Source organism: Nigerium sp. (genome assembly GCF_039811905.1).
Lineage (GTDB): Bacteria > Actinomycetota > Actinomycetes > Propionibacteriales > Propionibacteriaceae > Propioniciclava.
This window is the reverse complement of the sequence record NZ_JBDHZL010000005.1, coordinates 1-24,993: the sequence shown is the minus strand read 5'-3', so window position 1 is coordinate 24,993 and position 24,993 is coordinate 1. Positions and strand designations below refer to the sequence as shown.

At 71.4% G+C, this 24,993-nt stretch carries 25 protein-coding genes, 1 other RNA gene, 2 pseudogenes and 1 riboswitch; of the genes and pseudogenes, 18 read left to right on the top strand and 10 right to left on the bottom strand.

The features are described 5' to 3' along the window. Window positions 1-82: 82 nt before the first annotated feature. Complete coding sequence (glgC, locus tag WMJ97_RS02470) at window positions 83-1,309, top strand: glucose-1-phosphate adenylyltransferase (protein WP_347347373.1); 1,227 nt, start codon at window positions 83-85, stop codon at window positions 1,307-1,309. A 102-nt stretch (window positions 1,310-1,411) separates the two neighbouring features. Here the strand turns inward: glgC and WMJ97_RS02465 are convergent, their stop codons facing one another. Beyond that, window positions 1,412-2,086 (bottom strand): class I SAM-dependent methyltransferase, encoded by a 675-nt coding sequence (locus WMJ97_RS02465; protein ID WP_347347372.1) that lies wholly within the window; start codon window positions 2,084-2,086, stop codon window positions 1,412-1,414. Window positions 2,087-2,124: 38 nt separating this feature from the next. Between WMJ97_RS02465 and WMJ97_RS02460 the strand changes: the two genes are divergently transcribed. The 8 genes and pseudogenes from WMJ97_RS02460 to WMJ97_RS02425 all read left to right on the top strand — a co-directional run. Continuing rightward, on the top strand, window positions 2,125-2,346 hold the full coding sequence (locus WMJ97_RS02460) for a biotin/lipoyl-binding carrier protein (protein WP_347347371.1): 222 nt from the start codon (window positions 2,125-2,127) through the stop codon (window positions 2,344-2,346). Window positions 2,347-2,356: 10 nt separating this feature from the next. Continuing rightward, complete coding sequence (gene dapA / locus WMJ97_RS02455) at window positions 2,357-3,238, top strand: 4-hydroxy-tetrahydrodipicolinate synthase (RefSeq protein WP_347347370.1); 882 nt, start codon at window positions 2,357-2,359, stop codon at window positions 3,236-3,238. A 20-nt stretch (window positions 3,239-3,258) separates the two neighbouring features. After that, window positions 3,259-3,696: a twin-arginine translocase TatA/TatE family subunit gene (locus tag WMJ97_RS02450; protein ID WP_347347369.1), complete on the top strand. Its 438-nt coding sequence runs from the start codon at window positions 3,259-3,261 to the stop codon at window positions 3,694-3,696. A 40-nt stretch (window positions 3,697-3,736) separates the two neighbouring features. Then, on the top strand, window positions 3,737-5,002 hold the full coding sequence (locus tag WMJ97_RS02445; protein ID WP_347347368.1) for a CBS domain-containing protein: 1,266 nt from the start codon (window positions 3,737-3,739) through the stop codon (window positions 5,000-5,002). Next, on the top strand, window positions 4,995-5,591 hold the full coding sequence (locus WMJ97_RS02440) for a DUF1003 domain-containing protein (RefSeq protein WP_347347367.1): 597 nt from the start codon (window positions 4,995-4,997) through the stop codon (window positions 5,589-5,591). The genes WMJ97_RS02445 and WMJ97_RS02440 overlap by 8 nt, the downstream gene beginning before the upstream one ends. Before the next feature lie 10 nt (window positions 5,592-5,601). Continuing rightward, a complete protein-coding gene (locus WMJ97_RS02435) occupies window positions 5,602-6,759 on the top strand; it encodes a P-loop NTPase (RefSeq protein ID WP_347347366.1) in 1,158 nt (385 codons plus the stop codon). Between the two features lie 29 nt (window positions 6,760-6,788). Continuing rightward, the gene (locus WMJ97_RS02430; RefSeq protein ID WP_347347365.1) at window positions 6,789-7,727 is read left to right on the top strand and encodes a CoA ester lyase; all 939 of its coding nucleotides are present in this window, start codon (window positions 6,789-6,791) and stop codon (window positions 7,725-7,727) included. 2 nt (window positions 7,728-7,729) lie between these two features. Then, a pseudogene (locus tag WMJ97_RS02425) lies at window positions 7,730-8,218 on the top strand (general stress protein); the annotation flags it as partial. 427 nt (window positions 8,219-8,645) lie between these two features. Here WMJ97_RS02425 and WMJ97_RS02420 read toward each other — a convergent pair. The 4 genes from WMJ97_RS02420 to WMJ97_RS02405 form a co-directional block, all read right to left on the bottom strand. Further along, window positions 8,646-9,956, bottom strand: coding sequence for a TrpB-like pyridoxal phosphate-dependent enzyme (locus WMJ97_RS02420; protein WP_347347364.1), 1,311 nt, complete (start codon window positions 9,954-9,956; stop codon window positions 8,646-8,648). A gap of 56 nt (window positions 9,957-10,012) precedes the next feature. After that, complete coding sequence (locus tag WMJ97_RS02415; RefSeq protein ID WP_347347363.1) at window positions 10,013-11,146, bottom strand: magnesium and cobalt transport protein CorA; 1,134 nt, start codon at window positions 11,144-11,146, stop codon at window positions 10,013-10,015. Window positions 11,147-11,165: 19 nt separating this feature from the next. Beyond that, window positions 11,166-12,647 (bottom strand): aminopeptidase P family protein, encoded by a 1,482-nt coding sequence (locus WMJ97_RS02410; RefSeq protein WP_347347362.1) that lies wholly within the window; start codon window positions 12,645-12,647, stop codon window positions 11,166-11,168. A 149-nt stretch (window positions 12,648-12,796) separates the two neighbouring features. Further along, window positions 12,797-13,357 (bottom strand): histidine phosphatase family protein, encoded by a 561-nt coding sequence (locus WMJ97_RS02405; RefSeq protein WP_347347361.1) that lies wholly within the window; start codon window positions 13,355-13,357, stop codon window positions 12,797-12,799. A gap of 93 nt (window positions 13,358-13,450) precedes the next feature. Here WMJ97_RS02405 and WMJ97_RS02400 point away from each other — a divergent pair, with 93 nt between their 5' ends. From WMJ97_RS02400 to WMJ97_RS02390, 3 genes are all read left to right on the top strand, one after another. Then, window positions 13,451-14,194 carry a C4-type zinc ribbon domain-containing protein gene (locus tag WMJ97_RS02400; protein ID WP_347347360.1) on the top strand — a complete coding sequence of 248 codons (744 nt, stop codon included), beginning with the start codon at window positions 13,451-13,453 and terminating at the stop codon, window positions 14,192-14,194. A gap of 61 nt (window positions 14,195-14,255) precedes the next feature. Further along, window positions 14,256-14,435 carry a hypothetical protein gene (locus tag WMJ97_RS02395; RefSeq protein WP_347347359.1) on the top strand — a complete coding sequence of 60 codons (180 nt, stop codon included), beginning with the start codon at window positions 14,256-14,258 and terminating at the stop codon, window positions 14,433-14,435. A gap of 3 nt (window positions 14,436-14,438) precedes the next feature. Beyond that, window positions 14,439-15,863: an RNB domain-containing ribonuclease gene (locus WMJ97_RS02390; RefSeq protein ID WP_347347358.1), complete on the top strand. Its 1,425-nt coding sequence runs from the start codon at window positions 14,439-14,441 to the stop codon at window positions 15,861-15,863. Between the two features lie 44 nt (window positions 15,864-15,907). Here WMJ97_RS02390 and WMJ97_RS02385 read toward each other — a convergent pair whose 3' ends face one another. After that, complete coding sequence (locus WMJ97_RS02385) at window positions 15,908-16,222, bottom strand: multidrug efflux SMR transporter (RefSeq protein WP_347347357.1); 315 nt, start codon at window positions 16,220-16,222, stop codon at window positions 15,908-15,910. Window positions 16,223-16,232: 10 nt separating this feature from the next. Then, a riboswitch (guanidine-III (ykkC-III) riboswitch) is annotated at window positions 16,233-16,299 on the bottom strand. 117 nt (window positions 16,300-16,416) lie between these two features. On the opposite strand from WMJ97_RS02385, the pseudogene WMJ97_RS02380 reads away from it, so the two are divergent. From WMJ97_RS02380 to rnpB, 3 genes and pseudogenes are all read left to right on the top strand, one after another. Further along, a pseudogene (locus WMJ97_RS02380) lies at window positions 16,417-18,558 on the top strand (alkaline phosphatase family protein); the annotation flags it as partial. Between the two features lie 86 nt (window positions 18,559-18,644). Beyond that, window positions 18,645-19,196 carry a hypothetical protein gene (locus tag WMJ97_RS02375; RefSeq protein WP_347347356.1) on the top strand — a complete coding sequence of 184 codons (552 nt, stop codon included), beginning with the start codon at window positions 18,645-18,647 and terminating at the stop codon, window positions 19,194-19,196. Between the two features lie 31 nt (window positions 19,197-19,227). Further along, window positions 19,228-19,649, top strand: an RNA gene (gene rnpB, locus WMJ97_RS02370) — RNase P RNA component class A. A 67-nt stretch (window positions 19,650-19,716) separates the two neighbouring features. On the opposite strand, the gene map is transcribed toward rnpB, so the two are convergent. Further along, entirely contained in the window at window positions 19,717-20,562 is an 846-nt protein-coding gene (gene map / locus WMJ97_RS02365; RefSeq protein WP_347347416.1) for a type I methionyl aminopeptidase, read from the bottom strand. Between the two features lie 70 nt (window positions 20,563-20,632). On the opposite strand from map, the gene WMJ97_RS02360 reads away from it, so the two are divergent. After that, window positions 20,633-20,863, top strand: a complete 231-nt coding sequence (locus WMJ97_RS02360) for a hypothetical protein (protein WP_347347355.1) — start codon at window positions 20,633-20,635, stop codon at window positions 20,861-20,863. 10 nt (window positions 20,864-20,873) lie between these two features. Here WMJ97_RS02360 and WMJ97_RS02355 read toward each other — a convergent pair whose 3' ends face one another. Both WMJ97_RS02355 and WMJ97_RS02350 read right to left on the bottom strand, forming a co-directional pair. After that, window positions 20,874-21,662, bottom strand: coding sequence for a hypothetical protein (locus tag WMJ97_RS02355; RefSeq protein WP_347347354.1), 789 nt, complete (start codon window positions 21,660-21,662; stop codon window positions 20,874-20,876). Next, complete coding sequence (locus WMJ97_RS02350; RefSeq protein ID WP_347347353.1) at window positions 21,659-22,303, bottom strand: SatD family protein; 645 nt, start codon at window positions 22,301-22,303, stop codon at window positions 21,659-21,661. Before WMJ97_RS02350 ends, WMJ97_RS02355 begins: the two co-directional genes overlap by 4 nt. Before the next feature lie 198 nt (window positions 22,304-22,501). Here WMJ97_RS02350 and WMJ97_RS02345 point away from each other — a divergent pair, with 198 nt between their 5' ends. Together WMJ97_RS02345 and WMJ97_RS02340 are read left to right on the top strand one after the other, a co-directional pair. Further along, entirely contained in the window at window positions 22,502-23,839 is a 1,338-nt protein-coding gene (locus WMJ97_RS02345; RefSeq protein WP_347347352.1) for a glutamine synthetase family protein, read from the top strand. Between the two features lie 104 nt (window positions 23,840-23,943). After that, window positions 23,944-24,591, top strand: coding sequence for a GNAT family N-acetyltransferase (locus WMJ97_RS02340; RefSeq protein ID WP_347347351.1), 648 nt, complete (start codon window positions 23,944-23,946; stop codon window positions 24,589-24,591). Here WMJ97_RS02340 and WMJ97_RS02335 read toward each other — a convergent pair. Then, window positions 24,541-24,993: sterol carrier family protein (locus WMJ97_RS02335; RefSeq protein ID WP_347347350.1), on the bottom strand; the 453-nt coding region annotated here is incomplete at its 5' end. The two genes, WMJ97_RS02340 and WMJ97_RS02335, sit on opposite strands and share 51 nt — an antisense overlap.

The following is a 24,993-nucleotide window of genomic DNA, read 5'->3' as shown; positions in this document are numbered from 1 at the left end:
GTCCGATGAAGCGGGGCCGAAGAGGGGGTGAAAAAATCGCGATTCCGTTGTGGCCGGTCGCCAAACACCCTAGGTTCAGGGTATGACTGATCGACCCAACGTCTTGTCGTTGGTGCTCGCCGGTGGCGAGGGTAAACGCCTGATGCCGCTCACCGCCGACCGCGCCAAGCCGGCCGTCCCCTTCGGGGGGACCTACCGCCTCATCGACTTCGTCCTGTCCAACCTGGCGAACAGTGATCTGACGAAGATCGCGGTGCTCACCCAGTACAAGTCCCACTCGCTCGACCGGCACATCTCGCAGACGTGGCGCATGTCGACGTTGCTCGGGAGCTACGTCACGTCCGTGCCGGCGCAGCAGCGTACGGGCAAGCAGTGGTACCAGGGCAGCGCCGACGCGATCTACCAGTCGCTGAACCTCATCACCGACGATGATCCCGACTACATCGTGGTTTTCGGCGCCGACAACATCTACCGCATGGATGTCGAGGCGATGCTCACCGCGCACATCGATTCCGGGCTCGACTGCACCGTCGCAGGCATCCGGGTTCCGCGCTCCGAGGCGTCCGCGTTCGGCATCATCGACGCCGACGCGTCCAACAAGATCATCCAGTTCCTGGAGAAGCCGGCCGATCCGCCCGGGCTGCCCGACAGCCCCGAGGAGTCGTTCGCGTCCATGGGCAACTACATCTTCACCAAGGACGCCTTCGTCAAGTGCCTGACCGAGGACGCGGACGACGAGAACAGCAAGCACGACATGGGCGGCAACGTGGTGCCCTACTTCGTCGGGCGCGGGCGCGCCCAGGTGTACGACTTCACGCAGAACGATGTGCCGGGCTCCACGGAGAAGGATCACAGCTACTGGCGTGACGTGGGCACGATCGACGCCTACCACCTGGCCCACATGGACCTGGTGAGCGTCCTGCCCGAGTTCAACCTGTACAACCGCAAGTGGCCGATCTTCACGCTGCAGCCCCAGCTTCCGGGCGCGAAGTTCACGCTGCGCGGCAACGCCGAGGATTCGATCGTGTCGGCCGGCTGCATCATCTCCGGCGGCGACGTCGACCGCTCGGTGCTCTCGCCGAACGTCAACATCGACAAGTGGGCGAAGATCGAGGAGTCGATCCTGTTCCACAACGTCCGGATCGGCCGCAACGCGGTCGTGCGCCGCGCGATCCTCGACAAGAACGTCGTGGTCGAAGACGGTGCGGAGGTGGGCGTCAGCCGCGAGGCCGATCTCGCGCGCGGCTTCTACGTCTCCGAGGCGGGCATCACGGTCGTGGCGAAGGGTGGCCGGGTGACGGCGCAGTAGGCGTCCCGCGGTCAGCGACGTCGGGCCCCGGCCGATCAGTGATGATCGGCCGGGGCCCTTCGATCGTTCAGCGGCGCCGGACGCCGCGGCGCGTCGGACGCCTCAGGCTCGCGTGGCCACGAGCAGGCCGTCGCCCACGGGCAGCAGCAGGGGGGTGAACTCGTCCATCTGCGTGACGGCGTCGAGGGCCTCGCGCACGATCACGGTCTCGTCGCCCTCGTTCGACGCGTCGGCGATCGTGTCGCCCGCGAACGCGTGATTCAGCACGAGGAGCCCGCCCGAGCGCAGCAGCCGGGACGCCTGCGCGACGTACTCCACGGACTCGAGCGCGTCGCCGTCGACGAAGACGAGGTCGTACGCGGCGTCCGACAGCTTGGGCAGCACGACGAGCGCGGCGCCGGCGATGAGCCGGGCGCGCCGGTTGACGATGCCGGCCGCGGCGAAGACCTTGCGGGCGGCGGCCTGATGGTCGCTCTCGGTGTCGATGGAGGTGAGGATGCCCTCGGGGTTCATGCCCTCGAGCAGGGCGAGCCCGGAGACGCCGGCGCCGGTGCCGATCTCGACCGCCGCCCGCGCGTCGATCGTGCGCGCCAGGAACGTCAGCGTCGCGGCTGCGCCCGGAGAGACGGCCGGGAGGCCCAACTCGACGGAGGAGCGCCGCGCCTGCTGGGCGAACTCGCCCTCGGGGACGAAATTCTCGGCGAACTGCTTGGACGCCGCAGCCGCAGCCGTGCCGCCTTGGCGGCCCGCGGCGGATGTCTTCGGTGTGGGATTCACGAAGGTCAGCCTATCGGAACACCCTACGATGTCGTTTCATGAGTCATACCGTTACCGCCGAGATCGTCGCCAACGTGCTGAGCGTCGGCGTCGAGGTCGGCCAGCGGGTGGAGGCGACCGACGAGGTCGTTCTGCTCGAATCGATGAAGATGGAGATCCCGGTGCTCGCCGACGTGGCAGGCGTGGTGAGCGAGATCGTGGTCAAGGCGGGCGACGTGGTTCGCGATGGTGACCCGCTGGTCATCATCTCCAGGGCCTAGACTGCGACCCATGGTTCAGCTTCCCTTCGGCCGCCTGATGACGGCCATGGTCACCCCCTTCGAAGCCGACGGCGGCCTCAACGTGGGCGAGGCGCGCCGGCTGGCGGCCTACCTGGTGGATGAGCAGCACAACGATGCGCTCCTCATCAACGGAACGACGGGGGAGTCGCCGACGACCACCGATGCGGAAAAGCTCGCGCTGCTGCAGGCCGTCAAGGCGGAGGTCGGCGACCGGGCCAAGATCGTCGCCGGCGTCGGCACGAACGAGACCGCCGCGACCATCGACCGTGCGCGCGACGCCGAGGAGGCCGGGTGCGACGGCGTGCTCGTCGTCACCCCGTATTACAGCAAGCCTCCGCAGGACGCGCTGGTCGAGCACTTCACGATGGTCGCCGACGCGACGAGCCTGCCGGTCATGCTCTACGACATCCCGGGGCGAACCGGCACGCCGATCGAGCCGGCGACCATGATCGAGGTCGCGAAGCATCCCCACGTCGTCGCGGTGAAGGACGCGAAGGGCTCGCCCGTCACGTCGGCGCACGTGATGGCGGAGACCGATCTGGCGTTCTACTCGGGCGACGACGCGATGACGCTGTCGCTGATGGCGGTGGGCGGCGTCGGCGTCGTGGGCACGTCCACGCACTTCACCGGGGTGTTGGCGAAGCCGATGATGGAGGCGTTCGCGGCGGGCGACACGGGCACCGCGCTGGAGCTGTACCGGCGGCTGCTGCCGGTGTTCACCGGCGTGTTCGCCACCCAGGGCTGCATGCTCGTGAAGGCGGGCCTGGCGGCGCGCGGGTGGGCGACCGAGACGCTGCGGCGTCCGCTGAAGGCTGCCTCGGCCGAGCAGCAGGCTGCGTTCGTGGCCCTGCTGGACGAAGCGGGGCTCTAGGGCGACGCCGGGGGCGCGGCATGGATTTCAACGGACCGGAGCTCATCATCCTGGTGGCGCTCGCCATCATCATCTTCGGCCCGGAGAAGCTGCCCGAACTGGCCCGCAAGCTGGCGCGGATCATCGCGTACCTGCGCCGGATCGGGGGGGACGCCCGCGCCCAGCTCCGCGACGAGCTGGGCCCGGAGTTCGACAACATCCACCTCGCCGACCTGAACCCGAAGACGTTCGTCTCCCGGCACCTGCTGAGCGCCGACGAGGTGAGCGACCTGCGGGAGATCCGCGACGACTTCGCGGGCGCGCGCGAGGACCTGCGGTCGGCGACGGCGTCCGGGGCGACGGCGGCGTCCATCGCGCGGCCGGACGACGGCGCGGACGGCGACGAGCCGGCGGCCGCGGACGGCAACGGCGACCCGGAGTTCCTGCGCGCGGTGGCCTTCGATCCCGAGGCGACCTGAGACTTGCCCCTTGTCGCAGGGGGCGCGCTACCCTCCATCCGTGAGCGGATCGTCGTCGGCAGTGTTCGTCTCGCGGATCCAGAGCCTGCCCATCCTCGACCGGGGTGGTGACCAGGTCGGCAAGGTCCGCGACGTCGTCGTGCAGAACCGCACCCAACTGAGACCTCCGCGCGTCAAAGGCCTAGTGGCCGAGCTGTTCGCGCGCCGCCGGGTCTTCCTGCCGATGGAGCGCGTCCACTCGATCGACACCCAGCAGATCATCATCTCGGGGGTCATCAACACGCGCCGGTTCGAGCGCCGCGACGGGGAGCTGCTCGTCGTGGGCGACCTGTTCGACAAGCAGGTGGCCCGCGTCGGCACGAGCGAGTTGGCCACGATCTACGACGTCGCGATCAACCAGCCCCGCACGCACGAGTGGGCGGTGTCCGAGGTGGCGCTCAAGGAGCCGTCGCCGCGGCGTCCGTTCGGGCGCGGGCACGTCGTCATCGTGTCGTGGCGAGACGTGCCCGACTTCTTCATCGAGTCGCGGCAGGAGAACGAGCAGCTCATCGCGCGGCTGACCGACATGAAGCCGGCCGACGTGGCGCGCGAGTTGCACGACCTGAGCCCCGAGCGGCGGGCCGAGGTCGTCCAGGCGCTGGAGGACGACGTGCTCGCCGAGGCGCTCGAAGAGCTGCCGGAGGCCGAGCAGGTGTCGGTCATCGCGTCCCTCGACACCGAGCGCGCGGCCGACGTGCTGGAGGAGATGGATCCCGACGACGCGGCCGACCTCATCGCCGAGCTCGACGACGAGACCGCCGAGACGATCCTGGGGCGGATGCAGCCGGAGGACGCGGAGGACGTCCGGACGCTGCTCACCTACGACGCGGCGACCGCGGGCGGCCTGATGACGCCGGAGCCGGTGATCCTCGCGCCCGACGCGACGGTGGCGGACGCGCTGGCGCTCATGCGGCAGGAGGAGATCAGCTCGGCGCTCGCCGCGCTCGCGCTGGTCGTCCGGCCGCCGCTCGAGACGCCGACCGGCCGGTACCTGGGGGCCGTGCACATTCAGCGGCTGCTGCGCGAGGCGCCGTCGCTGCTGGCGGCGAACCTCGTCGACAACGACATCGAGCCGCTGGCCCCCGACGCCGACGTCGCCCACGTCGCCCGCTACTTCGCGACCTACGACCTGGTGTGCGCGCCGGTCGTCGACTCCGACCAGCGGTTGCTCGGCGCGGTGACCGTCGACGATGTGCTCGACCACATCCTGCCGGCCGACTGGCGCGGCGCCCAGCTCGCCGGGCGAGGGGAGGCCGCCGATGCCTAGCGCGAACCCGCCCCGCCTCAACACCCCCGGCCGCGAGCGGCAGTGGCTGCCGCGGCTGAAGTTCTCCGCCGACACGTTCGGGGAGTTCGCCGAGGGCTTCGCCCGGTTCATGGGCACGGCCCGCTTCCTGATCTGGATGACGATCTTCATCGTCGTCTGGCTCGTCTACAACGCGGTGGCGCCGGAGAACGCTCGGATCGACCCGTTCCCGTTCATCTTCCTGACGCTCGTGCTGTCGCTGCAGGCGTCCTATGCGGCCCCGCTGATCCTGCTCGCGCAGAACCGGCAGGACGACCGCGACCGGGTCAGCCTCGAGCACGACCGCGAGGTGTCCGCGCAGTCGCGCGCCGACATGGACTTCCTCGCCCGCGAGCTCGCGTCGCTGCGCATGCGCGTGAACGACATGCCCACGCGCGACTTCCTGCGCTCCGAGCTGCGCGACCTGCTCGAGGAGTTGAAGGGCGAGGACAGCGAGGAGGCGGGCGAGGACGACGAGCGCGCCCAGCGGCCGGCGGCGTCCGACTCCCGGCGCGAGCGGCGCCGGGAGGGTGCCCACCGTCAGGGGGAGGGCTCCCGGAAGCAGGGCTAGACTCGGGCGCATGCCTGCTGACCATCCACTGCTTCCGGCCGTCCACGAGGCGCTGGCCACCGTCAACGACCCCGAGATCCACAAGCCGATCACCGAGCTCGGCATGGTCGACTCGGTGGAGGTCGACGACAACGGGGTCGCCAGCGTGACGGTGTTGCTGACGATCGCCGGCTGCCCGCTGTCCAACACGATCGAGCACGACGTCCGCTCCGCGCTGCAGCGCGTCGAGGGGCTGACCGGGCTCGAGCTCGAGATCGGCGTCATGACCGACGAGCAGCGCGCCGAGATGAAGAAGAAGCTGCGCGGCGGCGTCGCCGAGCGCGAGATCCCGTTCGCCCGGCCCGACAACCTCACCCAGGTGCTGTTGATCGCGTCCGGCAAGGGCGGGGTCGGCAAGTCGTCGGTGACGGTGAACCTGGCCATGGCGCTCGCCGAGCAGGGCAAGAGCGTCGGCGTGTTGGACGCCGACATCTACGGCCACTCGATCCCCCAGATGCTGGGGCTGATGGACGCCTCGCCGACCGCCGTCGACGACATGATCATGCCGGTGCCGGCGATGGGCCTGAAGGTCATCTCCATGGGCATGCTGAAGTCGTCGCGCGACCAGGTGATCGCCTGGCGCGGGCCGATCCTCGACAAGGCGCTGCACCAACTCCTCTCCGACGTGTACTGGGGCGACCTCGACTTCCTGCTGCTCGACCTGCCGCCCGGCACGGGCGACGTCGCGATGAGCCTGGGCAGCAAGCTGCCGAACGCGGAGGTGATCGTCGTCACGACCCCGCAGCAGGCCGCCGCTGAGGTGGCCGAGCGGGCCGGCACGATGGCGTCCATGATGGACCAGCGGGTGTTGGGCATCGTCGAGAACATGTCCTACCTCGAGGTCGAGTGCCCGCACTGCCACACCGAGCACAAGGTCGACGTCTTCGGCGTCGGGGGCGGCGACGAGGTCTCCGACGCGCTGACGATGCGCCTCGGGTACGACGTCCCCGTCCTGGCGCAGGTGCCGCTCGACCCCATGCTGAGGGCGGGCGGCGACGACGGCGTCCCGCTGGTCGCGGTGCAGCCGCAGCGGCCCGCGTCCGTCGCGCTGGCCGGGCTGGCGGAGCGGCTCGCGACGCGCCGGCGCGGCCTGGCCGGGCGCAAGCTCGGTCTTCACGTCAACGCCTGATGCTCGGCGCTGCGCACTAGGGTGGCTTTGTGAGTTCGACATCGTTCGTCCGGCGGACCGTCCTGGCAGTTCCGGGGTCGTCCGACCGGTTCATCGCCAAGGCGCGCACCCTCGGGGTCGACGCGTTGTTTCTCGATCTGGAAGATGCGGTGGCGCCCGCCGTCAAGGTCGAGTCGCGCCAGCGCATCGTCGACGCGCTGAACGACCCGGCAGGGTTCCAGGCGCCGTTGGTGACCGTCCGCGTGAACGACTGGACGACGCCGTGGACCTACGCCGACGTCATCGCGCTCGTCGAGGGCGGCGGCGCCCACTTCTCGGCCATGCTGCTGCCGAAGGTGCAGTCCGCCGCGCACGTCCAGGCGCTCGACATGCTGCTGTCGCAGGTCGAGCACGCCGCCGGGCTGCCTGTGGGGCGCATCGGCATCGAGGCGCAGATCGAGGACGCGGTGGGGCTCGTCCACGTGAACGAGATCGCGGCGTCCAGCCCGCGCCTGCAGACGCTGGTTTATGGGCCGGGCGACTTCATGGCATCCATGGGCATGGGCGGCCTCAACGTGGGCACGCAGCCGAAGGGCTACCACGCCGACGCGTTCCATCACGCGCAGATGGAGATCCTGGTCGCCGCGCGGGCCCACGGGCTGCAGGCGATCGACGGGCCGTTCGTGGGCGTCCGGGATCTGGAGGGGTTCAAGACGTCCGCGCGGTCGAGCGCCGCGCTCGGCTACGACGGCAAGTGGGTGCTGCACCCGACGCAGGTGGAGGCCGGCAACGAGATCTACTCGCCCGACCCCGCCGACTTCGCGCGGGCGTCCCGCATCATGAAGGCCTACCACGAGGCCGCGACCGTCGCCGGCGGGGCGACGGGCGCGATCGTGGTCGACGACGAGATGGTGGACGAGGCGGGGCTGAAGCTGGCCGCCGCGATTCTCGCCCGCGGCGAGGCCGCCGGAATGGGAGGAACCACATGACCATGCCGCAGAGCTTCGGCACGCAGAACGCACCGCTGTCGGCGGGCCAGGCGCTCTTTCAACTCGAGTACCCCCAGTCGGTGGGCATCTTCAACAGCTACGCGGACGCGCAGCACGCCGTCGACTATCTCGCCGACCAGAACTTCCCGGTGGGCAACCTGGTGATCGTCGGCACCGACCTGAAGCTCGTCGAGCGGGTCACCGGGCGCCGCACGTGGGGGACCGTGCTGCTGCAGGGCGTCCAGTCGGGCATCTCGACGGGCCTGATCGTCGGCCTGATCATGATGTTCGTCAGCCCCGGCGGCAACTTCGTCATGCTGCTGCTGACAGCCCTGATGATCGGCATGCTCATCGGCATCGCGTTCGCCGCCCTCGGGTACTCGATGGCCGGCGGGAAGCGCGACTTCAACTCGATCACCCAGACGATCCCGAGCCGCTTCGAGCTGCTGTGCGAGCACAAGGTCGCCGGCGACGCGCGCAACCTGCTCGCGCAGTCGCAGCAGGGACGCGCCGCCGCGTTCGACCCGAAGCGTCAGCAGCAGGGGTACGGCCAGCAGGGCTACGGCCAACAGCCCCAGCAGGGGTACGGGCAGCAGGGCTACGGCCAGCAACCCCAACAGGGCTATGGGCAGCAGCCCCAGCAGGGCTACGGCCAGGGGTACCCGCCCTACGGCCAGGGGTACGGGCAGCCCCAGCAGGGCTATCAGCCCCAGCCCCAACAGGGCTACGGCCAGCAGCCGCAGGGCCGGCCGGGTGACGTGCAGCAGGGCGAGCGGCCGGCGTCCGAGGGCGACCAGCAGGACGCCGACGCGCGCGACGAGCGTCTCTACCAGCGTCCGGACGACAGCAAGCCCGACAGCAACAGCTGACGCCCGTCGAGGGGGCGCGCCCCGCCGGGAGCGCCCCCCGGACGCCCTCTCAGGCGTCCTCCATCGTGCCGGCGAGGTAGTCGGCATAGGCCGGCAGGTCGAGCTGGCCCGACCCGGAGACGCCGATGAGGATGACCTCGTCGCTGCCCGTCTCCTTGGCCTTCTCCGCCTGGCGCAGCGCGCCGGCGATCGCGTGGTTCGATTCGGACGCCGGGACGATGCCCTCGGTGCGGCTGAACAGGACGCCGGCGCGGAACGCCTCCACCTGGCCGAGCGCCACCGCCGAGATGAGCCCCTCGTGGTAGGCGTGCGACACGAGCGGGGCCATGCCGTGGTAGCGCAGGCCGCCCGCGTGCACGGGGGACGGCACGAAGTCGGCCCCGAGCGTGTACATCTTCAGCAGCGGCGTCATGCCGGAGACGTCGCCGTGGTCGTAGCGGTACTCGCCCTGGGTGAGCGACGGTGCCGCGGCCGGCTCGCACGCGGTGACCTGCACCCCGGCGCCGTTCACGATGTTCTCCCGCAGGAACGGGAAGCAGATCCCCGCCAGGTTCGACCCGCCGCCCGCGCAGGCGAACAGGTGGTCGGGCAGCCGCTCGCCGAAGGCGTCCAACTGCTTGAGGGCCTCCTGGCCGATGACGGTCTGGTGCAGCGCCACGTGGTTCAGCACCGAGCCGAGCGAGTAGGACGCCTCCGGGTCCTTCACCGCCTCCTCGATCGCCTCGGAGATCGCCATGCCGAGCGATCCGGGCGTGTCGGGGAAGCGCGCCTGCAGCGCGCGGCCCGCCTCGGTCGTGTCGGACGGCGACGGGGTCACGGACGCCCCGAACGTCTGCATCAGCATCCGCCGGTACGGCTTGCCCTCGTAGGTGCTGCGCACCTGGAACACGTCGCACTTCATGCCGAACGTCTCCGCCGCGAACGCGAGCGCGGAGCCCCACTGCCCGGCGCCGGTCTCGGTGGTGAGGCGGCGGCGTCCGGCCTGGGCGTTGTAGTAGGCCTGCGGGATGGCCGAGTTGGTCTTGTGCGACCCGACCGGCGAGGCGCCCTCGTACTTGTAGTAGATGCGCGCCGGCGTCCCGAGGGCCTTCTCGAGGCGGCGGGCCCGGTACAGCGGGGAGGGCCGCCACAGGCGGTACACCTCGCGGACGGCGTCCGGGATCTCGATCCAGCGCTCCGCGGACGCCTCCTGCTCGATCAGCCCCATCGGGAAGATCGCCGCGAGGTCGTCGGGCTGCAACGGCTCGCGCGTCGCCGGGTTCAGCGCCGGCGGGGGAGGCGTCGGGAAGTCGGCGACGATGTTGTACCAGTGCGTCGGGATGTCGGACTCGTCGAGAACAACTTTGGTCAGTTCAGTCACGCGCCCACAGTAGAGAACGCCGAGGCCGGACGCCGCTCGTATCGCCGGACGCGGCGTCAGAGCCAGTGCCGCCGCCGGAAGTACCAGGCGACGGCGGCCATGCCGACGAGCATGATCCCGATGACGACGAAGTAGCCGTTCTTCGTGTGCAGCTCGGGCATGTTGTCGAAGTTCATGCCGTAGATGGCGCCGAGCGTGGTCGGCACGGCCAGGATCGCGACGGCCGCGGAGATCTTGCGCATGTCCTGGTTGTCGGAGACCGACGTCCGGTTGAGCGCGGCCTGCAGGATCGTGCCGAGCACCTCGTCGAGCGACGCGACGCTTTCGCGGGTGGCCTGGAGGTGGTCGGCGAGCTCGCGGAAGTAGGCGTGGGCGTCCTCGGGGATGGCGGCGTACCGGCGCGTCTGGAGCGCCTGCAGCGGCGCCTGCAGGGGGAACACCCGTCGCTTGAACTCGATCAGCTCCCGCTTCAGCTGGTAGGGACGCTCGACCTCGTGCTCCCCGTCCTTGGCGAAGACGGCCGCCTCGATCTCCTCGACGTCCTCCTCCATCTCGGCGGCCGTCTGGGCGAAGTCGTCGATGACGAGATCGAGCACCCGGTAGAGGACGCGCCAGGGGCCCATCACCATCTCGTCGGGGTCGGTCTCGAAGTCGCGGCGCAGCAGCCGCATCGCGTGCCGCCCGCGCTTGCGCACGGTGATGATGTACCACGGCCCGAGGAACACCATGACCTCGCCGGTCGACACGATCTCGGACGTCTCGGTCAGCTTGTCGTGCTCGACGTAGTCGACGGTCGAGATGACCATGAAGAGGTTGTCGTCGAAGGACTCGAGCTTCGAGCGCTGGTGGCCCTCGACCACGTCCTCGCTGGCGAGCTCGTGCAGCTCGAACATCATCCCGACGGCGTCCATGAGCTGCTCGCTCGGGTCGCGCAGGCCGAGCCACACGTAGCCGGCGCCCGCGCGGGCGCTGTCGACGGCGTGGCGGAAGTCCGTCTCCGGCTGGACGCGGCCGTCGGCGTACCAATGCCAACTCACGCCCGGCGCGGTATCGGGGTCGAAGGCGGCGCGTCGCAGCTCGGCGCGCTCCGGGCCGTCGGGACGCCTGGGCCCGCCGGGCCGCCCGTGAGCGTCGCCGCCGGGCGGCTCGGGGACGCCGGACTGGTCGGTCGAGGAGGCGGTCGTGCTCACGGGACGCATCCCCTCTCGATCAGGGCAGCAGCGCTGCCATCCAGGCTTCGACGTCGTCGGGCGTGCGGGGCAGCTTGTCCGACAGGATGCGGGCGTCGCCGTCGGTGATGAGGACATCGTCCTCAATGCGGACGCCGATGCCGCGCAACTCCTCCGGCACGAGCAGGTCGGTGGACTTGAAGTAGAGCCCCGGCTCCACCGTGATGACCATACCGGGCCGCAGGGTGCCCTGACGGTAGTACTCGTTGCGAGCCTGGGCGCAGTCGTGGACGTCCATCCCCAGGTGGTGCGACGTCCCGTGGACCATCCAGCGGCGATGCTGGCCGCCGCGCAGCGGGTCGAGGGACTCCTCGACGTCGACGGGCAGGATGCCCCAGTCGCGCAGGTACGTCGCGATCACGCGGATCGCCGCGTCGTGGACGTCGCTGAACGTCGCGCCCGCCCGGGCCGCGGCGATGCCGGCGCGCTGGGCGTCCAGGACGGCCTCGTAGACGCGTCGCTGCTCGGCCGTGAAGCGGCCGTCGACCGGCAGCGTCCGGGTGATGTCGGCGGTGTAGAGGGTGTCGTTCTCGATGCCGGCGTCGATGAGGACCAGGTCGCCGGGGTGCAGGTCGCCGTCGTTGCGGATCCAGTGCAGCGTGTTCGCGTGGTCCCCGGACGCCGCGATCGTGTCGTACCCGACCGCGTTGCCGCGGTGGCGGGCGTACAAGCCGAAGATGCCCTCGACCCAGCGCTCGCCGCGGCCGCGCTCGACGGCCGTCGGGAGCTGCCGGACGACCTCCTCGAACGCCTCCGCCGTGGCGTCGCAGGCGGACTGGAGCTCGTCGACCTCGAAGTCGTCCTTGATCAGGCGGAGCTCGGAGAGCATGGTCGCCAACTCCGCGTCCTCGCACGGGTCGAAGGTGACCTCGTTGGTGCGCCGCAGCTCGTCGAGCAGGCTGGTGAGGCGGTCGTCGACGTCGCGCACCACGCGGGTGGCGATCGCGCCCGCGTCGGTCGTCAGGGCGGCCGGCAGGTCGGTCAGCGGCCGGCACTCGATGCCGGTGATCGCGGCCATCTCCTCCAGCGACTCCCGCTGCCCGACCCACATCTCGCCGTAGCGGGCGTCCGCGTAGAACTCGGGGTCGGTGCGTGGCGCCCGCGGCTTGAAGTACAGGGCGGCGTCGTGGCCCTCGCCCTCGCGGGGCTCGAGCACGAGGACGGCGTCCGGCTCGCGGTCGGTGCCCAGGCCCGTCAGATGCGCGAACGCGGTGTGGGCCCGGTAGCGGAAGTCGGTGTCGTTGGACCGCGTCTTGAGCGGCCCCGCCGGCACGACGATCCGCTCGCCGGGGAACGCGGCGCTGACGCTGTCGCGCCGGTCGGCGGCGAACCGGGCGGCCGGAAGCTGCTCCGGTAGGTCGACGGGGTAGGGCGCCCAGTCCTCGGGGATGAACGCGACGAAGGCGTCCGAGAAGGGCATTTGGCGGTTCGGGATCTTCGGCTGTTTGGCCCTGTCGTCCATCGATAACCTGATTCCTGGACGCGGCGGCCCGCCAAGACGGCCCGCCGGATTCGTGCGATACCCGCTCACCCTACCGCGCTGCGGCTACGGGAAAAGAACGCGGTGGTCCCGCCCACCCCGAGGGGCGAAAGGGACCACCCCGACGCCGGTCAGCTGTTCCAGCGGATGACGGCCCACGACTCCTTCTCGCGGCCCATGATCGACACGCTCGCGACCTGCAGCGGGAAGCTCTGGCCGAAGATGATCGGGAAGTCGAGCCAGCACAGCGCCAGCACGCGGGACGCGTGGCCGTGGCCGAAGCAGATCGCTTTGTCGACTCCGGACGCCCGCACGCGCGCGACGATGCGCGTGAGGCGGGCGCGGACGTCGTCGGCGGACTCCCCGCCCGGGCACCCGTTGAACCAGATGCGCCAGCCGTGATGCTGCTGCCGGATCTGCTGGCTGGTGAGGCCCTCGTAGTCGCCGTAGTTCCACTCGGCGAGATCCTCGGTGATCTCGGGGTCGCTGAAGCCGGCGAGCTCGGCCGTGTGCAGCGCGCGGCGCCGCGGGCTGCTGAGGATGAGGCCGAATTCCGAGGCGTCGAGCCGGGAGCGCAGGGAGGTGGCCTGCTCGACCCCGTGCGGGGTGAGCTCAAGGTCGGTCACGGAGGTGTGTTGACCGGACTTGCTCCATTCGGTCTCGCCGTGCCGGACCAGATAAAGGTCTGTCATGGGGTCATCTTGCCTGGTGGGCGGCCCGGGCGCATCACCGGGGACGCTAGAGTGGCGGGTCAAGGTCTGGCCCGATTGGAAATGGAGACCACGATGAAGGCTGCCCCCGACGCCCAACTGCGGCTGCTCGACCTGCAGGCCGTCGACACGGCGGTGGCGCAGCTCAAGCACCGGCGGGCGTCCCTGCCCGAGACCGCGAAGATCAAGGCGGCACAGGCGGAGCGTTCGGCGTTGTCGGAGCAGGTCGTGGCCGTCCGCACGCGCGTGTCGGACCTGGAGGTGGAGCAGGCGCGCTCCGAGTCGGACCTCGAGCCGGTGAAGGCGCGCCGCGAGCGGAACCAGAAGCGGGTGGACGCCGGCGAGATCTCCGACCCACGCGCGCTGCGGTCGATGCTCGACGAGATCGAGCACCTCGGCCGCCGCATCGGCGACCTGGAGGACGCGCAGCTCGAGGTCATGGAGCGGCTGGAGGCGTCCCAGGGCGAGCTGGCCGAGCTGACCGAGCGCCGCGCCGCCGACGACGTGACGCTGCGCGAGCTGCTGGCGCAGCGGGACGCCGCCGTGGGCGCGATCGACGCCGAGCTCGCCGAGCGGGCGACAGAGCGCGACGTGATCGCCCGCGACATCCCGACGCCGCTGCTCGACCTCTACGCGAAGGTCGCCGGGAAGAGCGGCGGGCTGGGCGCCGCGCCGCTGCGGCAGGGCCGGTGCGGCGGGTGCCAGCTGGAGCTGACGCACGCCGACCTCGCCTCGTACCGCGCGGCCGCCCCCGATGAGGTGCTGCGCTGCGAGGAGTGCAACCGGATTCTGGTCAGGACGCCCGATTCCGGCCTGTGACCTGGGCGGATACAGTGCGGGTGACGCGCGGGCGTCCGCCGGCGCGAGAGGAGAACCCACGATGAGCGAGTCGAACCAGGCCTCCGACCTGCCCAACCCGCACCGGCCGCAGGCGTCCGGGCCGGCGTCCGAGGCGAAGCAGACCGACGATCGCGCGGGGCGCGAGCGTCCGAACGAGTCGACGAACGGGCTGCCCGACCCGGCGTTCGCCGACCCCGAGAACCCGGCCGACCAGGGCTGACCCGTGCCCGCGCGCCACATTCTCGTCGAGGAGATGCCGGCCGACCTCCGGGAGGGCGTGGAGAAGCTGCGCACGGCGCTGGCCGTGCCGGCGTCCTTCCCTGACGACGTCGTCGCGGAGGCGGAGCGGGCGGCGTCCGGGGTCGCGCTGCCCGAGCGCGACCTCACCGACGTGCCCTTCGTCACCATCGACCCCGAGGGGGCGCGCGACCTCGACCAGGCCGTCCACCTGGAGCGGTCGGGGGAGGGCTACCTCGTGCGCTACGCGATCGCGGACGTGGCCGCGTTCGTCGCGCCCGGCGGCGCGATCGACGCGGAGGCGCACCGGCGCGGCGTCACGCTGTACGCCCCGACGATGCGGACGCCGCTGCACCCGCCCGTGCTCTCCGAGGGGGCGGCGAGCCTGCTGCCGGGCGAGGTCCGGCCGGCGCTGGTCTGGGAGCTGACGCTGGACGCCTCCGGCGCGACCACCCACGCGACCGTCGCGCGGGCGCGCGTCCGCAGCACCGAGCAACTGAGCTACGCGGGCGTCCAGCGGGCGCTGGACGACGGGTCGGCGTCCGCGATGCTGGGCCTGCTGCGCGAGGTCGGGCAGGCGCGCGAACGGCTCGAGATCGAGCGCGGCGGCGTCAGCCTGAACGTGCCCGAGCAGGAGGTGCACGCGACGGGCGACGTGTGGGAACTCGCGTTCCGGACGCCGCTGCCCGTCGAGGGCTGGAACGCCCAGATCTCGCTCATGACCGGCATGGTCGCGGCGGCCATGATGCTTCAGGGGCGCGTCGGGCTGCTGCGGACCCTGCCGCCGGCCAAGGACGCCGACGTCGAGCGGCTGCGCGCCACCGCCCGCGCGCTGCGCATCGCGTGGCCGGCGTCGACGGGCTACCCCGACTTCGTCCGAAGCCTCGACCCGGCGGTGCCCGCCCACGCGGCGATGCTGAACGCGTGCACGACGCTGTTCCGCGGCGCCGGGTACGCCCCCTTCGACGGCGAGGCGCCCGAGCAGCCGCTGCACGCCGCGCTGGCCACGCCGTACGCCCACTGCACCGCCCCGCTGCGCCGGCTCGCCGACCGGTACGCCGGCGAGGTGTGCGTCGCGCTGTGCGCCGGCTCCGAGGTGCCGGGCTGGGTGCGCGCAGAACTGCCGGGCCTGCCCGAGACGATGACGGACGCCGACCGCCGCGCCAAGAAGTACGAACGCGGCATCGTCGACCTCGTGGAGGCGCTGGTGCTGCGTCCCCGCGTCGGGGAGACGTTCACCGGCACGGTGCTCGACCTCGACTCCGACCGCGGCCAGGGGCGCATGCAGGTGCAGGAACCCGCGATTCAGGCCCGCGTCGACGGACGCCAGTTGCGCCTGGGCGAGGAGTGCTCCGCCAGGCTGGTGACGGCCGACGTCGTCGACGGGGTCGTCCGGTTCGAGCAGGTCTGACCCGCTCGAACCGGCGCGTGTGCGCGGGCTGGCGCGGCGTCCGGTCAGTGGAGCAGCTTGAGGCCGATCACGCAGCCCACGATGCCGAGCAGCAGCAGGACCTTCAGCGCGGAGACGGCCTCCTGCCCGGTGGCCATCGCGAAGGCGACGGTCAGGGCCGCGCCGATGCCGACCCAGACCGCGTACGAGGTTCCGGTGGGCAACTCCCGCATCGCGTAGGCGAGGCCGGCCATGCTGCCGAGCAGCGCGACGGCGAACACGACGGTGGGGACGGGGCGGCTGAAGCCCTCCGAGCGGCCGAGCGCGGTGGCCCAGACGGCCTCCAGCACGCCGGACAGCACGAGCACGAGCCACGACATGACGTTTCCTTTCGCGCCGTCTTGTCGCGGTCCGGGTACGGCTGCCCCTCGTCCGGGAGCCCGGCGTCGGGCTCGTGCCCATCGTCGCACGGGGGCGTCCGCGTGGCCAGCCGGGCCGGAGGCGTCCGATCGCTGGGGCAGTGTTCACCCGGATGTCACCTCGCAGGGTGACCGATGGGTATAAGACGAGAGCTATGAGAAGAACACTGCGTGGTGTGGGCGTCGCGGCCGCTTCCGCCGCCTGCATCGCTCTGCTCGGGGCCGCGGCCCCCTCGACCGCCCAGCCCGTCGCGCCGCAGGATGGGGCCGACACGATCTCGGCCACCGGCCTGCGCCCCGGCCAGATCAAGCACGTGTGGCTCATCATTCTCGAGAACAAGTCCTACGACGCGACGTTCACGGGCCTGAACCAGAACAGCTACCTGTGGAAGACCCTCCCGTCGCAGGGGGCGCTGCTCAAGAACTATTACGGCACCGGGCACTACAGCCAGGACAATTACATCACCCTGGTCTCCGGCCAGGCGGCGTCCACCGACCTGCAGGAGGACTGCAGCGTCGCGAACACCGACTTCGGCAGCAACGCCAGCATCGTCCGCCAGCACACGGGCCAGCGGTTCGGACGCACCGACAACTACGGTCAGGCGATGTCGCTGGCGGGCGCCAATGCGAAGAACGGCAAGAACGGGTGCACGTACCCGAAGCAGGTCCCGACGCTCTTCAACCAACTGGACGCCGCCGGCCACGCGTGGAAGGGCTACGCGCAGGACTTCCGCGTCCAGCAGGGCCGCGAGGACGCCCTCGGCGGCGCGCCGGGCACCCGGGAGAACGACCCGACGCGCAACCCGAAGTCGATGACGCCCTCGGACGCCGACAAGGCCCTCGGCATCACGTCGTTCACCGGGGCTCAGGCGAACGACCAGTACGTGGCGAAGCACTTCCCGTTCGCCTGGTTCCACGCGCTCACCGGCGACGACAACTCCGGTAACGACGCTCTCACCACCCCCGCCGACGGCGGCACGGCCACGGACGCGGACCACCTCGTCAACCTCGACGACCCGGCCCGCGGGCTGCTCGCCGACCTGAAGAAGCCCGCCGGCCAGGTGCCCGCGTTCAGCTGGATCACCCCGAACAACTGCTCGGACGCCCACGACTCGACCTGCAAGGGCAACAACCTCTCCGGGCTGTTCGACGCGAACGGCAACCCGGACTACTCCAAGCCGCTGTCCACGCCGCCGAAGAATCACACCGGCGGGCTGTACGCGGCCGACCTGTTCTTGAAGTACTACGTCCCGCTCATCGAGCGCTCGGACGCCTTCAAAGACGGTGGCCTCATCAACATCACGTTCGACGAGGCCAACCCGCCCTTCACGGACATGTCGTTCAACAACGCGACCGACCAGACGCCGGTCGCCCGGGCGGCCCGCCGCCACGAGATCTATCGCTACACGAACCCGAGCATCCAGAGCACGGCCCAGGGGTACCTCACCTACCCGGCCAACCGGTTCCCCCTGCCCGGCGCGATGGCGAAGAACTACATCAACGCGGACGCCGCCGGCCAGAACATCAACGGCCGCAACGTCGACTGGGCCCCGACCGGGCCCAACTCGACGCTCGGCACCGACCGGTACGGCAACCAGCTCTTCCCCGGGCCCGGCTTCAACGGCTACATCACGCGGCCGCCCTCGTGCGAAGAGGACACGGCGCTGGTGAACGCCGACCAGAGCAACTGCGTCCACGGCGCGAAGAACACGAGCTCGAGCTTCGCGCCGGCGACGACGATCAAGGCGTCGGCGGCGTCCGGGGCGACCGCGGCGTCGGCCGCGGTCACGGTCGAAGACCTGGGCCGCGCCGTCACCGGCACGGGCATCCCGGCCGGGTCGTACATCGGGTCGGTCACGAACGTCGGGCCCGTCATGGTGGCGAAGGCAGGCGACCCGGTGACGAACGCCTCGTTCGGCCTGGTGGACGCCACGGGCCGACCCGTCCGGACGACCGCGGCCGTCACGAGCGTGACCCTCTCGGCGACCGGCATCCCCGGCCATCTGACGACCGGGCAGACGCCGCTGGCCACGTTCGACGCCCAGGACCCGACGCCCGGCGGCGGCATCACCGGCTCGGTGCTGATCTCCCCGCTGATCAAGCCCGGGACCGTCTCGACGACGAACTACAACCACTATTCCTGGCTGCGGACGATGGAGGACCTCTTCCAGGTCGCGCGCGGCGACCGCCACGACCCGCTCGCCGCCGGCAGCGTCAGCGGCGGCCTGGACGGGCAGGGCCACCTGGGCTTCGCCGCCCAGGAGGGCCTGCGCCCGTTCGGGCGCGACGTGTTCACGAGGGCCGGCCGCTGAGCGGCGGCGTGACGGCCCGGCCGGCCGGCGGGCGACCCCGTCGGCCGGCCCCGTCCGGGAGGGGACGACGGGTGATCGACACTGTGACGACGCGACTGGCCGCGCTCGCGCTGGGCGGCGTCCTGATGCTGGTCGGGTGCACGGGGACGCCGCGGCCGGCGTCCTCGGCCGACGGGCTGGGGGACTGGCCGACGTTCCTGCCGTCGCCGACGCCCGGTGCCGCGGCGACGGGGAGCACGGCGTCCCCGGCGATGTCGTATCCGGGCAGCCCGGTGGTCGTCCGGACGGACGGGGGCCACGTCCGCGTGGACGTGGAGGGCCCTTCGTACCCGCCGGGCACGAAGGTGGGCGCCGAGCGGGTCGAGGTGACGTTCGGGGTGACCTTGTCGGAGGCGTCCGGGAGCGTCGACCTGAGGCGCGCCACGTTCGACGTGCTCGACCATCAGGGTGGGATCCGGCGGCTGACGACGTCCGGGCGGGCGATGCCCGGGGTCGTGCGACCGGGGGAGCGCGTGGAGCTACGCCTCGTCGGCAGCGTGCCGGCGGGCGAGGGGCTGCTGCGGTTCTACCCGGCCGGGTCGCACGCCGCCGCGGCATGGGACTACGTCACCGAGACCGACTGAGGCCCGGCAGCGGGTAGACTGTCCGGCTGGACGAGTCAGCCGGGCGGCCGCGGCGCGCGAGCGTCGAGGAAAGTCCGGACTCCACAGGGCAGGGTGGTGGGTAACGCCCACCCGGGGCAACCCGCGGGACAGTGCCACAGAGAACAGACCGCCCTGGAACGCGGCGGGCAACCGCCGGCCGCCAGGGTCAGGGTGAAACGGTGGTGTAAGAGACCACCAGCGCCCCCGGCGACGGGGGCGGCTCGGTAAACCCCACCCGGAGCAAGACCAAGAAGGGCCTTCGGGCCCGCGGACGCCGTCCGAGCGCAGCCCGCGCGAGGCGTCCGGGTAGGTCGCACGACATCGCCGGCCCACGGCCGGTGGATCGAAGGCGGCTGGCAACAGCCGTCGCAGATGGATGGTCGCCGACCCCCTCGGGGGCCACAGAATCCGGCTTACAGGCTGGCTCGTCCCCTCTTCCCGCGCTGACAAGCGCCGACGGACGCCGCGGGTGCGGCGAGTCCGTCGGCGGTCCGCCTCGTCAGGCGGCGTCCGTCGTCAGGATCTCGGCACCCCGGGGCGTGACGACCATCGTCTGCTCCCACTGCGCGCAGCGGGAGCCGTCGTTGGTGACGACGGTCCAGTCGTCGTCCCACACGTGCGAGTGGTAGTCGCCGAGGGTCAGCATCGGCTCGATCGTGAAGGTCATGCCGACCTCCATGACCGTGTCGAACGCCGGCTGGTCGTAGTGCGGGATCACCAGCCCCGAGTGGAACGCCGTGTGGACGCCGTGGCCCGTGTAGTCGCGGACGACCCCGTAGCCGAACCGCTTCGCGTACGCCTCGATGACCCGGCCGATCACGTTGATCTGCCGCCCCGGACGCACCGCCTTGATGCCGCGGTTCATCGCCTCGCGCGTGCGCTCGGCGAGCAGTTTGGACGCCTCGTCGGGCTCGCCGCAGAAGAACGTCCCGCAGTTGTCGCCGTGGACGCCGTTCTTGAACGCGGTGACGTCGATCTTGACCATGTCGCCGTCCTCCAACGGGCGGCCGTCGGGGATGCCGTGGCAGATGACCTCGTTGACGCTCGTGCAGATGGACTTCGGGAAGCCCCGGTAGCCGAGCGAGCTCGGGTAGGCGCCGTGGTCGCACATGTACTCGTGCGCGACGGCGTCCAACTCATCGGTCGTGACGCCCGGCGCGATCGCGTCGGCGGCGGCCAGCATGGCGGCGCGCGCGATCTGCCCTGACTCGCGCATCGCCTCGATGATCTCGGGCGGCTGCACGTTCGGGCCCCGGTAGCGCTCGGGGCCGCGCTTGTCGACGTAGTCGGGGCGCGGGATGGACGCCGGGACCGGCCGGCGCGGGCTGATGGGGTAGGGCTTGATCGTCACCGTCCGATCATAGTTCGATGGGTCCGGACGCCGTTGCCGGCGCCGTTCGAGCGAAGGAGCCCGCATGTCTGACCCAGAGTGGTACTACTGCCTGAAGCATCACGCCGTGGAGGCCCGCGACGGCTGCAAGGCCGAGGATCGGCTCGGGCCGTACGCCACGCGCGAGGAGGCGTCCCACGCCCTGGAGAAGGTCGCCGAGCGCAATGAGGAATGGGACAACGACCCGCGCTACCACGACGACGACGAGGGCGACTCCGCCGACGACCGCGACGGCGTCGGGCCGTTCGGCGGCTGAGCGGGCCGGCTCAGACGAGCAGCGTCGAGCCGAGGGCGATCAGCCAGCTCGTGAAGCTGCCGACCAGGAAGTACTCGGTCACCTCGTCGACCGTCGACGGCGGCTGCCCCAGCGGGGTCTCGCTGCGCGCGACCGCCTGCAGCTCGGGGAAGCGCAGCAGGCCCTTCGCCGCGATGACGAGCGCCGCCGCCTCCAGGTTGCCGGCGAGCGTCAGCCCGAAGATGAGCAGGCGCTCCATCGGGCCCAGCAGCCGCCCCCCGCGCAGCCGCTGCGCCGGCCGGACCAGCGGGGTGCCCCCGGACGCCCCCGTCGCCCCGCGCGTGGACGTCGCGCCCACGGCGACCAGCACCGCCCGGACGACGTGGTTGGCCGACGAGAGGTGGAAGAGGCCCCACGCCCCGAGGGCCAGCGCGGTCGTCGGCGCGCGTCCGGCGAGGCCGGGCACCTGGAGCCAGGCCAGCCAGCCGGCCAGCGGGCCCGCCACCGGCCCGGCCAGCCCGGCCGCCGCCAGCACCAGCACCGCCGCCGCGCCGGCCGCGCCCAGCGCGGCCCGCGCGTGGCCGACGCCGAGCTCGGCCCGGGGGGCGTGCGTGCGCCAGAGCTGCAGGCAGGCCAGGCACGCCGCCAGCGCCAGCCAGGCGGCCGCCGGCGCGGGCCCCGCCCAGAGGTGACCCAGCCCGAAGACCAGCGCCATCGCCGCAGCCCCGGACGCCTGCGGCGCCCACCGCGCCCGCGTGACGGCGCCCCCCACCAGATCGGCCACCCCGAGGCCGAGCACGAGCATCGCGAGCCAGCTCACGCGGCCCTCCCCAGGTCGGTGAGCGCGCCGGCGAGCACCTCGAGCGACTCGCGCCGCACCCGCTGCGAGACCGCGGACGCCGACACGCCCTCGGCCGCGGCGAGGTCGCGCTGCGTCACGCCGCGCAGCAGCCCCGCCAGGATGCGGAGCGAACGGTGGTCGAGCCGGGCCATCATGGCGTCCACGCTAGCGAGCGCGGCTGACAATTCCGGGGCCGGGGAGGGCTCGTCGGGGGCCGACCGCACGAGCATGCGACGGGACGCCTGCGCCGCCTGGCCGGCCAGCGCCTCCACCGCGACGATCGCGTCGCGGGCCGCCCACCAGGCCGAACCGTCCTGGATGCCGGCGGCGGCGTCCACCGTTTCGACGCGGCCCCGCCCGAACCCGAACCGCACGTCGGACGCCTCCGCCAGCGCCAGCCGGACGCCGTAGGCCGCCCCGAGCGCGCCGCCGAGCGTGGCGAAGACGCCCTGGAACTCGTCGCCGACCGTGACGCGCAGCGGGTGCAGGGGTGTGAGCGCGGCGTTCTGCAGCTCCAGGGCGGCGACCAACTCGTCGTGCAGCGCGCGCCGGTCGGCGGCGGCGCGTGACGAGACGAGGTCGCCGAGGAGCGCGACGCACTTGGAGGCGACGAAAGCCATGAGTAGAGCATAGCTTCATTTTCGCGAAGTGAAGCGTTTTTCTTCATTAGGGCGGCCAAGAGCCGTGCGACTGGGAAGCCGCCGCGGAAGGCGTCCGCTTCACGGCGTCGAAGTGAAGCCTGTGACTTCACCAAGACGGTGTCAGGAGCGGAAGACGAATGTAACCCGCGTGTAACACGTGCCCACAAGAATGGGTTCATGGATAAGCAGACCGAGTTCGTCTTGCGCTCCATGGAGGAGCGCGACATCCGCTTTGTTCGGCTCTGGTTCACCGACGTTCTGGGTTATCTCAAGTCGGTCGCCATCGCGCCGGCCGAACTGGAGGGCGCGTTCAGCGAGGGCATCGGCTTCGACGGCTCCGCGATCCAGGGGTTCGCGCGGGTGTACGAGGCGGACATGGTCGCTCATCCCGACCCCGCGACGTTCCAGTTGCTGCCGTGGCGCGGCACGACGCAGGGCACGGCGCGGATGTTCTGCGACATCCGCCTGCCCGACGGCTCGCCGTCGTACTCCGACCCCCGGTACGTGCTGAAGCGCGCGATGCGCAAGGCCGCCGACATGGGCTTCACGTTCTACACGCACCCCGAGATCGAGTTCTACCTGTTCAACCAGCCGATCGTGCCGGGGGAGTCGCCGACGCCGGTCGACACGTCGGGCTACTTCGACCACACGACCTCGATGGCCGGCACCGACTTCCGGCGCAAGGCGATCACGATGCTCGAGCAGATGGGCATCTCGGTCGAGTTCAGCCACCACGAGGGCGGGCCCGGGCAGCAGGAGATCGACCTGCGCTACGCGGACGCCTTGTCCATGGCCGACAACATCATGACGTTTCGGGTCGTCATCAAAGAGGTGGCGGTCATGCAGAACCTCTTCGCGTCGTTCATGCCGAAGCCGCTGTCGACCGCGCCCGGCTCGGGCATGCACACGCACGTGTCGCTGTTCGAGGGCGACTCGAACGCCTTCTACGACGCCTCGTCGGAGTACCAGCTCTCCAAGACCGGCCGGCACTTCATCGCGGGCCTGCTGCACCACGCCCCCGAGATCAGTGCGGTGACGAACCCGTTCGTGAACAGCTACAAGCGCCTTGCGTACGGCGGCGAGGCGCCGTCCTACATCTGCTGGGGCCAGAACAACCGCTCGGCGATGGTCCGCGTCCCGATGTACAAGCCGAACAAGCCGAGTTCCGCCCGCGTCGAGTTGCGCTCGATGGACAGCTCGGCGAACCCGTACCTGTCGTTCGCGCTGATCCTGACCGCCGGCCTGTCGGGCATCGAGCAGGAGTTGCCCCTGCCCGAGCCCGCTGAGGACGACGTGTGGTCCCTCACCGACCGCCAGCGGCAGGCGCTCGGCATCAAGCCCCTGCCGAGGAACCTCGACGCGGCCGTCCGGGCGATGGAGAACTCCGAGCTCGTCGCCGACACGCTCGGGGAGCACGTGTTCGACTTCGTCCTGCGGAACAAGCGCTCCGAGTACGAGGAGTACATGCGCCAGGTCACGCCCATGGAGCTGTCCAAGCTGCTGCCGACGCTCTGAGCGGGCGTCCGGGAGACGGGACGCCGTCGGGCCGGACACCCCGTCCGCGGCGTCCGGCGCCCGGCCCCGAACGGGTGTCGCGAACAGGCACGAATCGGCGTCGGGTGCACCCCCGGGACACGGCGTGGGACGGCGTCCGGACGCCGCGGCGCGTGTGTCACAGTGGCCCCACTGTGAACTTCTACTTCGCCGAATACGCCCCGGACTCCCACGGCGTCCCGCTGGACGACGTCTCGGTTCGCGAGGGCGAGCCGGCCGACATCGCCGGGTGCGGGCGGCTGGCCGCGCTCCGCGAGGGCGGCGATCCGGCGGTGTGGGCCGAGCGCCTCGAACGGGTGATCGGCCCCGACAACCTGCTCTTCGTGGCGACCGCCGGCGACCGCATGGTCGGGTACGGCCGCCTGTCGTGGCTGACCCCGCAGGCCGACGGCGGCCGGCGCGCTCCCGACGGCTGGTACCTCTCGGGGGTCGTGGTCGATCCGTCCGCGCGTCGCCAGGGCGTGGGGCGGGCGCTGACGCGGGCGCGGTGCGCGTGGGTGTGGGGGCGCAAGCAGACCGTCTATTACGTCGCGAACGCCGGCAACCGGGCGTCCATCGACCTGCACCGCGAGATCGGCTTCTACGAGGTCACCCGTGACTTCGCGATGCCCGGGGTGACGTTCAGCGGCGAGGCGGGCGGCGTCTTGTTCGCCGCGACCGAGTCATCGCAGGGGGAGCAGGTCGTCGAGCTGCGCATGCGCTCCGCTGGCTGAGACGCGGTGGGCCGCGACCGCGTCGGCCCACGTGAGGTCGCCTGAGGCGAGCAGCAGCCAGGTGGCGGCGTCCGTCTCGACGACGTTGGGCGGCGTGCCGCGGCGATGCACGGAGTTGACGCCCGGGATCCCGATCTGCACGGCCGCGAACGGCGGCACCCGCACCTCGACGAGGTGCCCGGGATGCCGCTCCTCCAGCACCCGCAGCGACCGCCGGACCGCTCCGGCCAGGGCCGAGCGGCCGACCGGCGGCGCGGCGTCGGGGCTCTCGCGCACGACGGACGTCACCAGCCGTACCTCGGCGTCCGCCGCCTCGGCGTCGCTGAGGGACGCCGGGTCGCCCAGCCAGCCGGGCGCGACCCCGCGCTCGGCGAGCCGTGCCGCCTCGGACGCCAGCCGCCC

Excerpts from the sequence above, each read along its gene's own strand:
- glgC (WP_347347373.1), top strand. The coding sequence starts at position 83 with ATGACTGATCGACCCAACGTCTTGTCGTTGGTGCTCGCCGGTGGCGAG.
- WMJ97_RS02460 (WP_347347371.1), top strand. The coding sequence starts at position 2,125 with ATGAGTCATACCGTTACCGCCGAGATCGTCGCCAACGTGCTGAGCGTC.
- dapA (WP_347347370.1), top strand. The coding sequence starts at position 2,357 with ATGGTTCAGCTTCCCTTCGGCCGCCTGATGACGGCCATGGTCACCCCC.
- WMJ97_RS02450 (WP_347347369.1), top strand. The coding sequence starts at position 3,259 with ATGGATTTCAACGGACCGGAGCTCATCATCCTGGTGGCGCTCGCCATC.
- WMJ97_RS02440 (WP_347347367.1), top strand. The coding sequence starts at position 4,995 with ATGCCTAGCGCGAACCCGCCCCGCCTCAACACCCCCGGCCGCGAGCGG.
- WMJ97_RS02435 (WP_347347366.1), top strand. The coding sequence starts at position 5,602 with ATGCCTGCTGACCATCCACTGCTTCCGGCCGTCCACGAGGCGCTGGCC.
- WMJ97_RS02410 (WP_347347362.1), bottom strand. The coding sequence starts at position 12,647 with ATGGACGACAGGGCCAAACAGCCGAAGATCCCGAACCGCCAAATGCCC.
- WMJ97_RS02405 (WP_347347361.1), bottom strand. The coding sequence starts at position 13,357 with ATGACAGACCTTTATCTGGTCCGGCACGGCGAGACCGAATGGAGCAAG.
- WMJ97_RS02400 (WP_347347360.1), top strand. The coding sequence starts at position 13,451 with ATGAAGGCTGCCCCCGACGCCCAACTGCGGCTGCTCGACCTGCAGGCC.
- WMJ97_RS02395 (WP_347347359.1), top strand. The coding sequence starts at position 14,256 with ATGAGCGAGTCGAACCAGGCCTCCGACCTGCCCAACCCGCACCGGCCG.
- WMJ97_RS02385 (WP_347347357.1), bottom strand. The coding sequence starts at position 16,222 with ATGTCGTGGCTCGTGCTCGTGCTGTCCGGCGTGCTGGAGGCCGTCTGG.
- WMJ97_RS02360 (WP_347347355.1), top strand. The coding sequence starts at position 20,633 with ATGTCTGACCCAGAGTGGTACTACTGCCTGAAGCATCACGCCGTGGAG.
- WMJ97_RS02350 (WP_347347353.1), bottom strand. The coding sequence starts at position 22,303 with ATGGCTTTCGTCGCCTCCAAGTGCGTCGCGCTCCTCGGCGACCTCGTC.
- WMJ97_RS02345 (WP_347347352.1), top strand. The coding sequence starts at position 22,502 with ATGGATAAGCAGACCGAGTTCGTCTTGCGCTCCATGGAGGAGCGCGAC.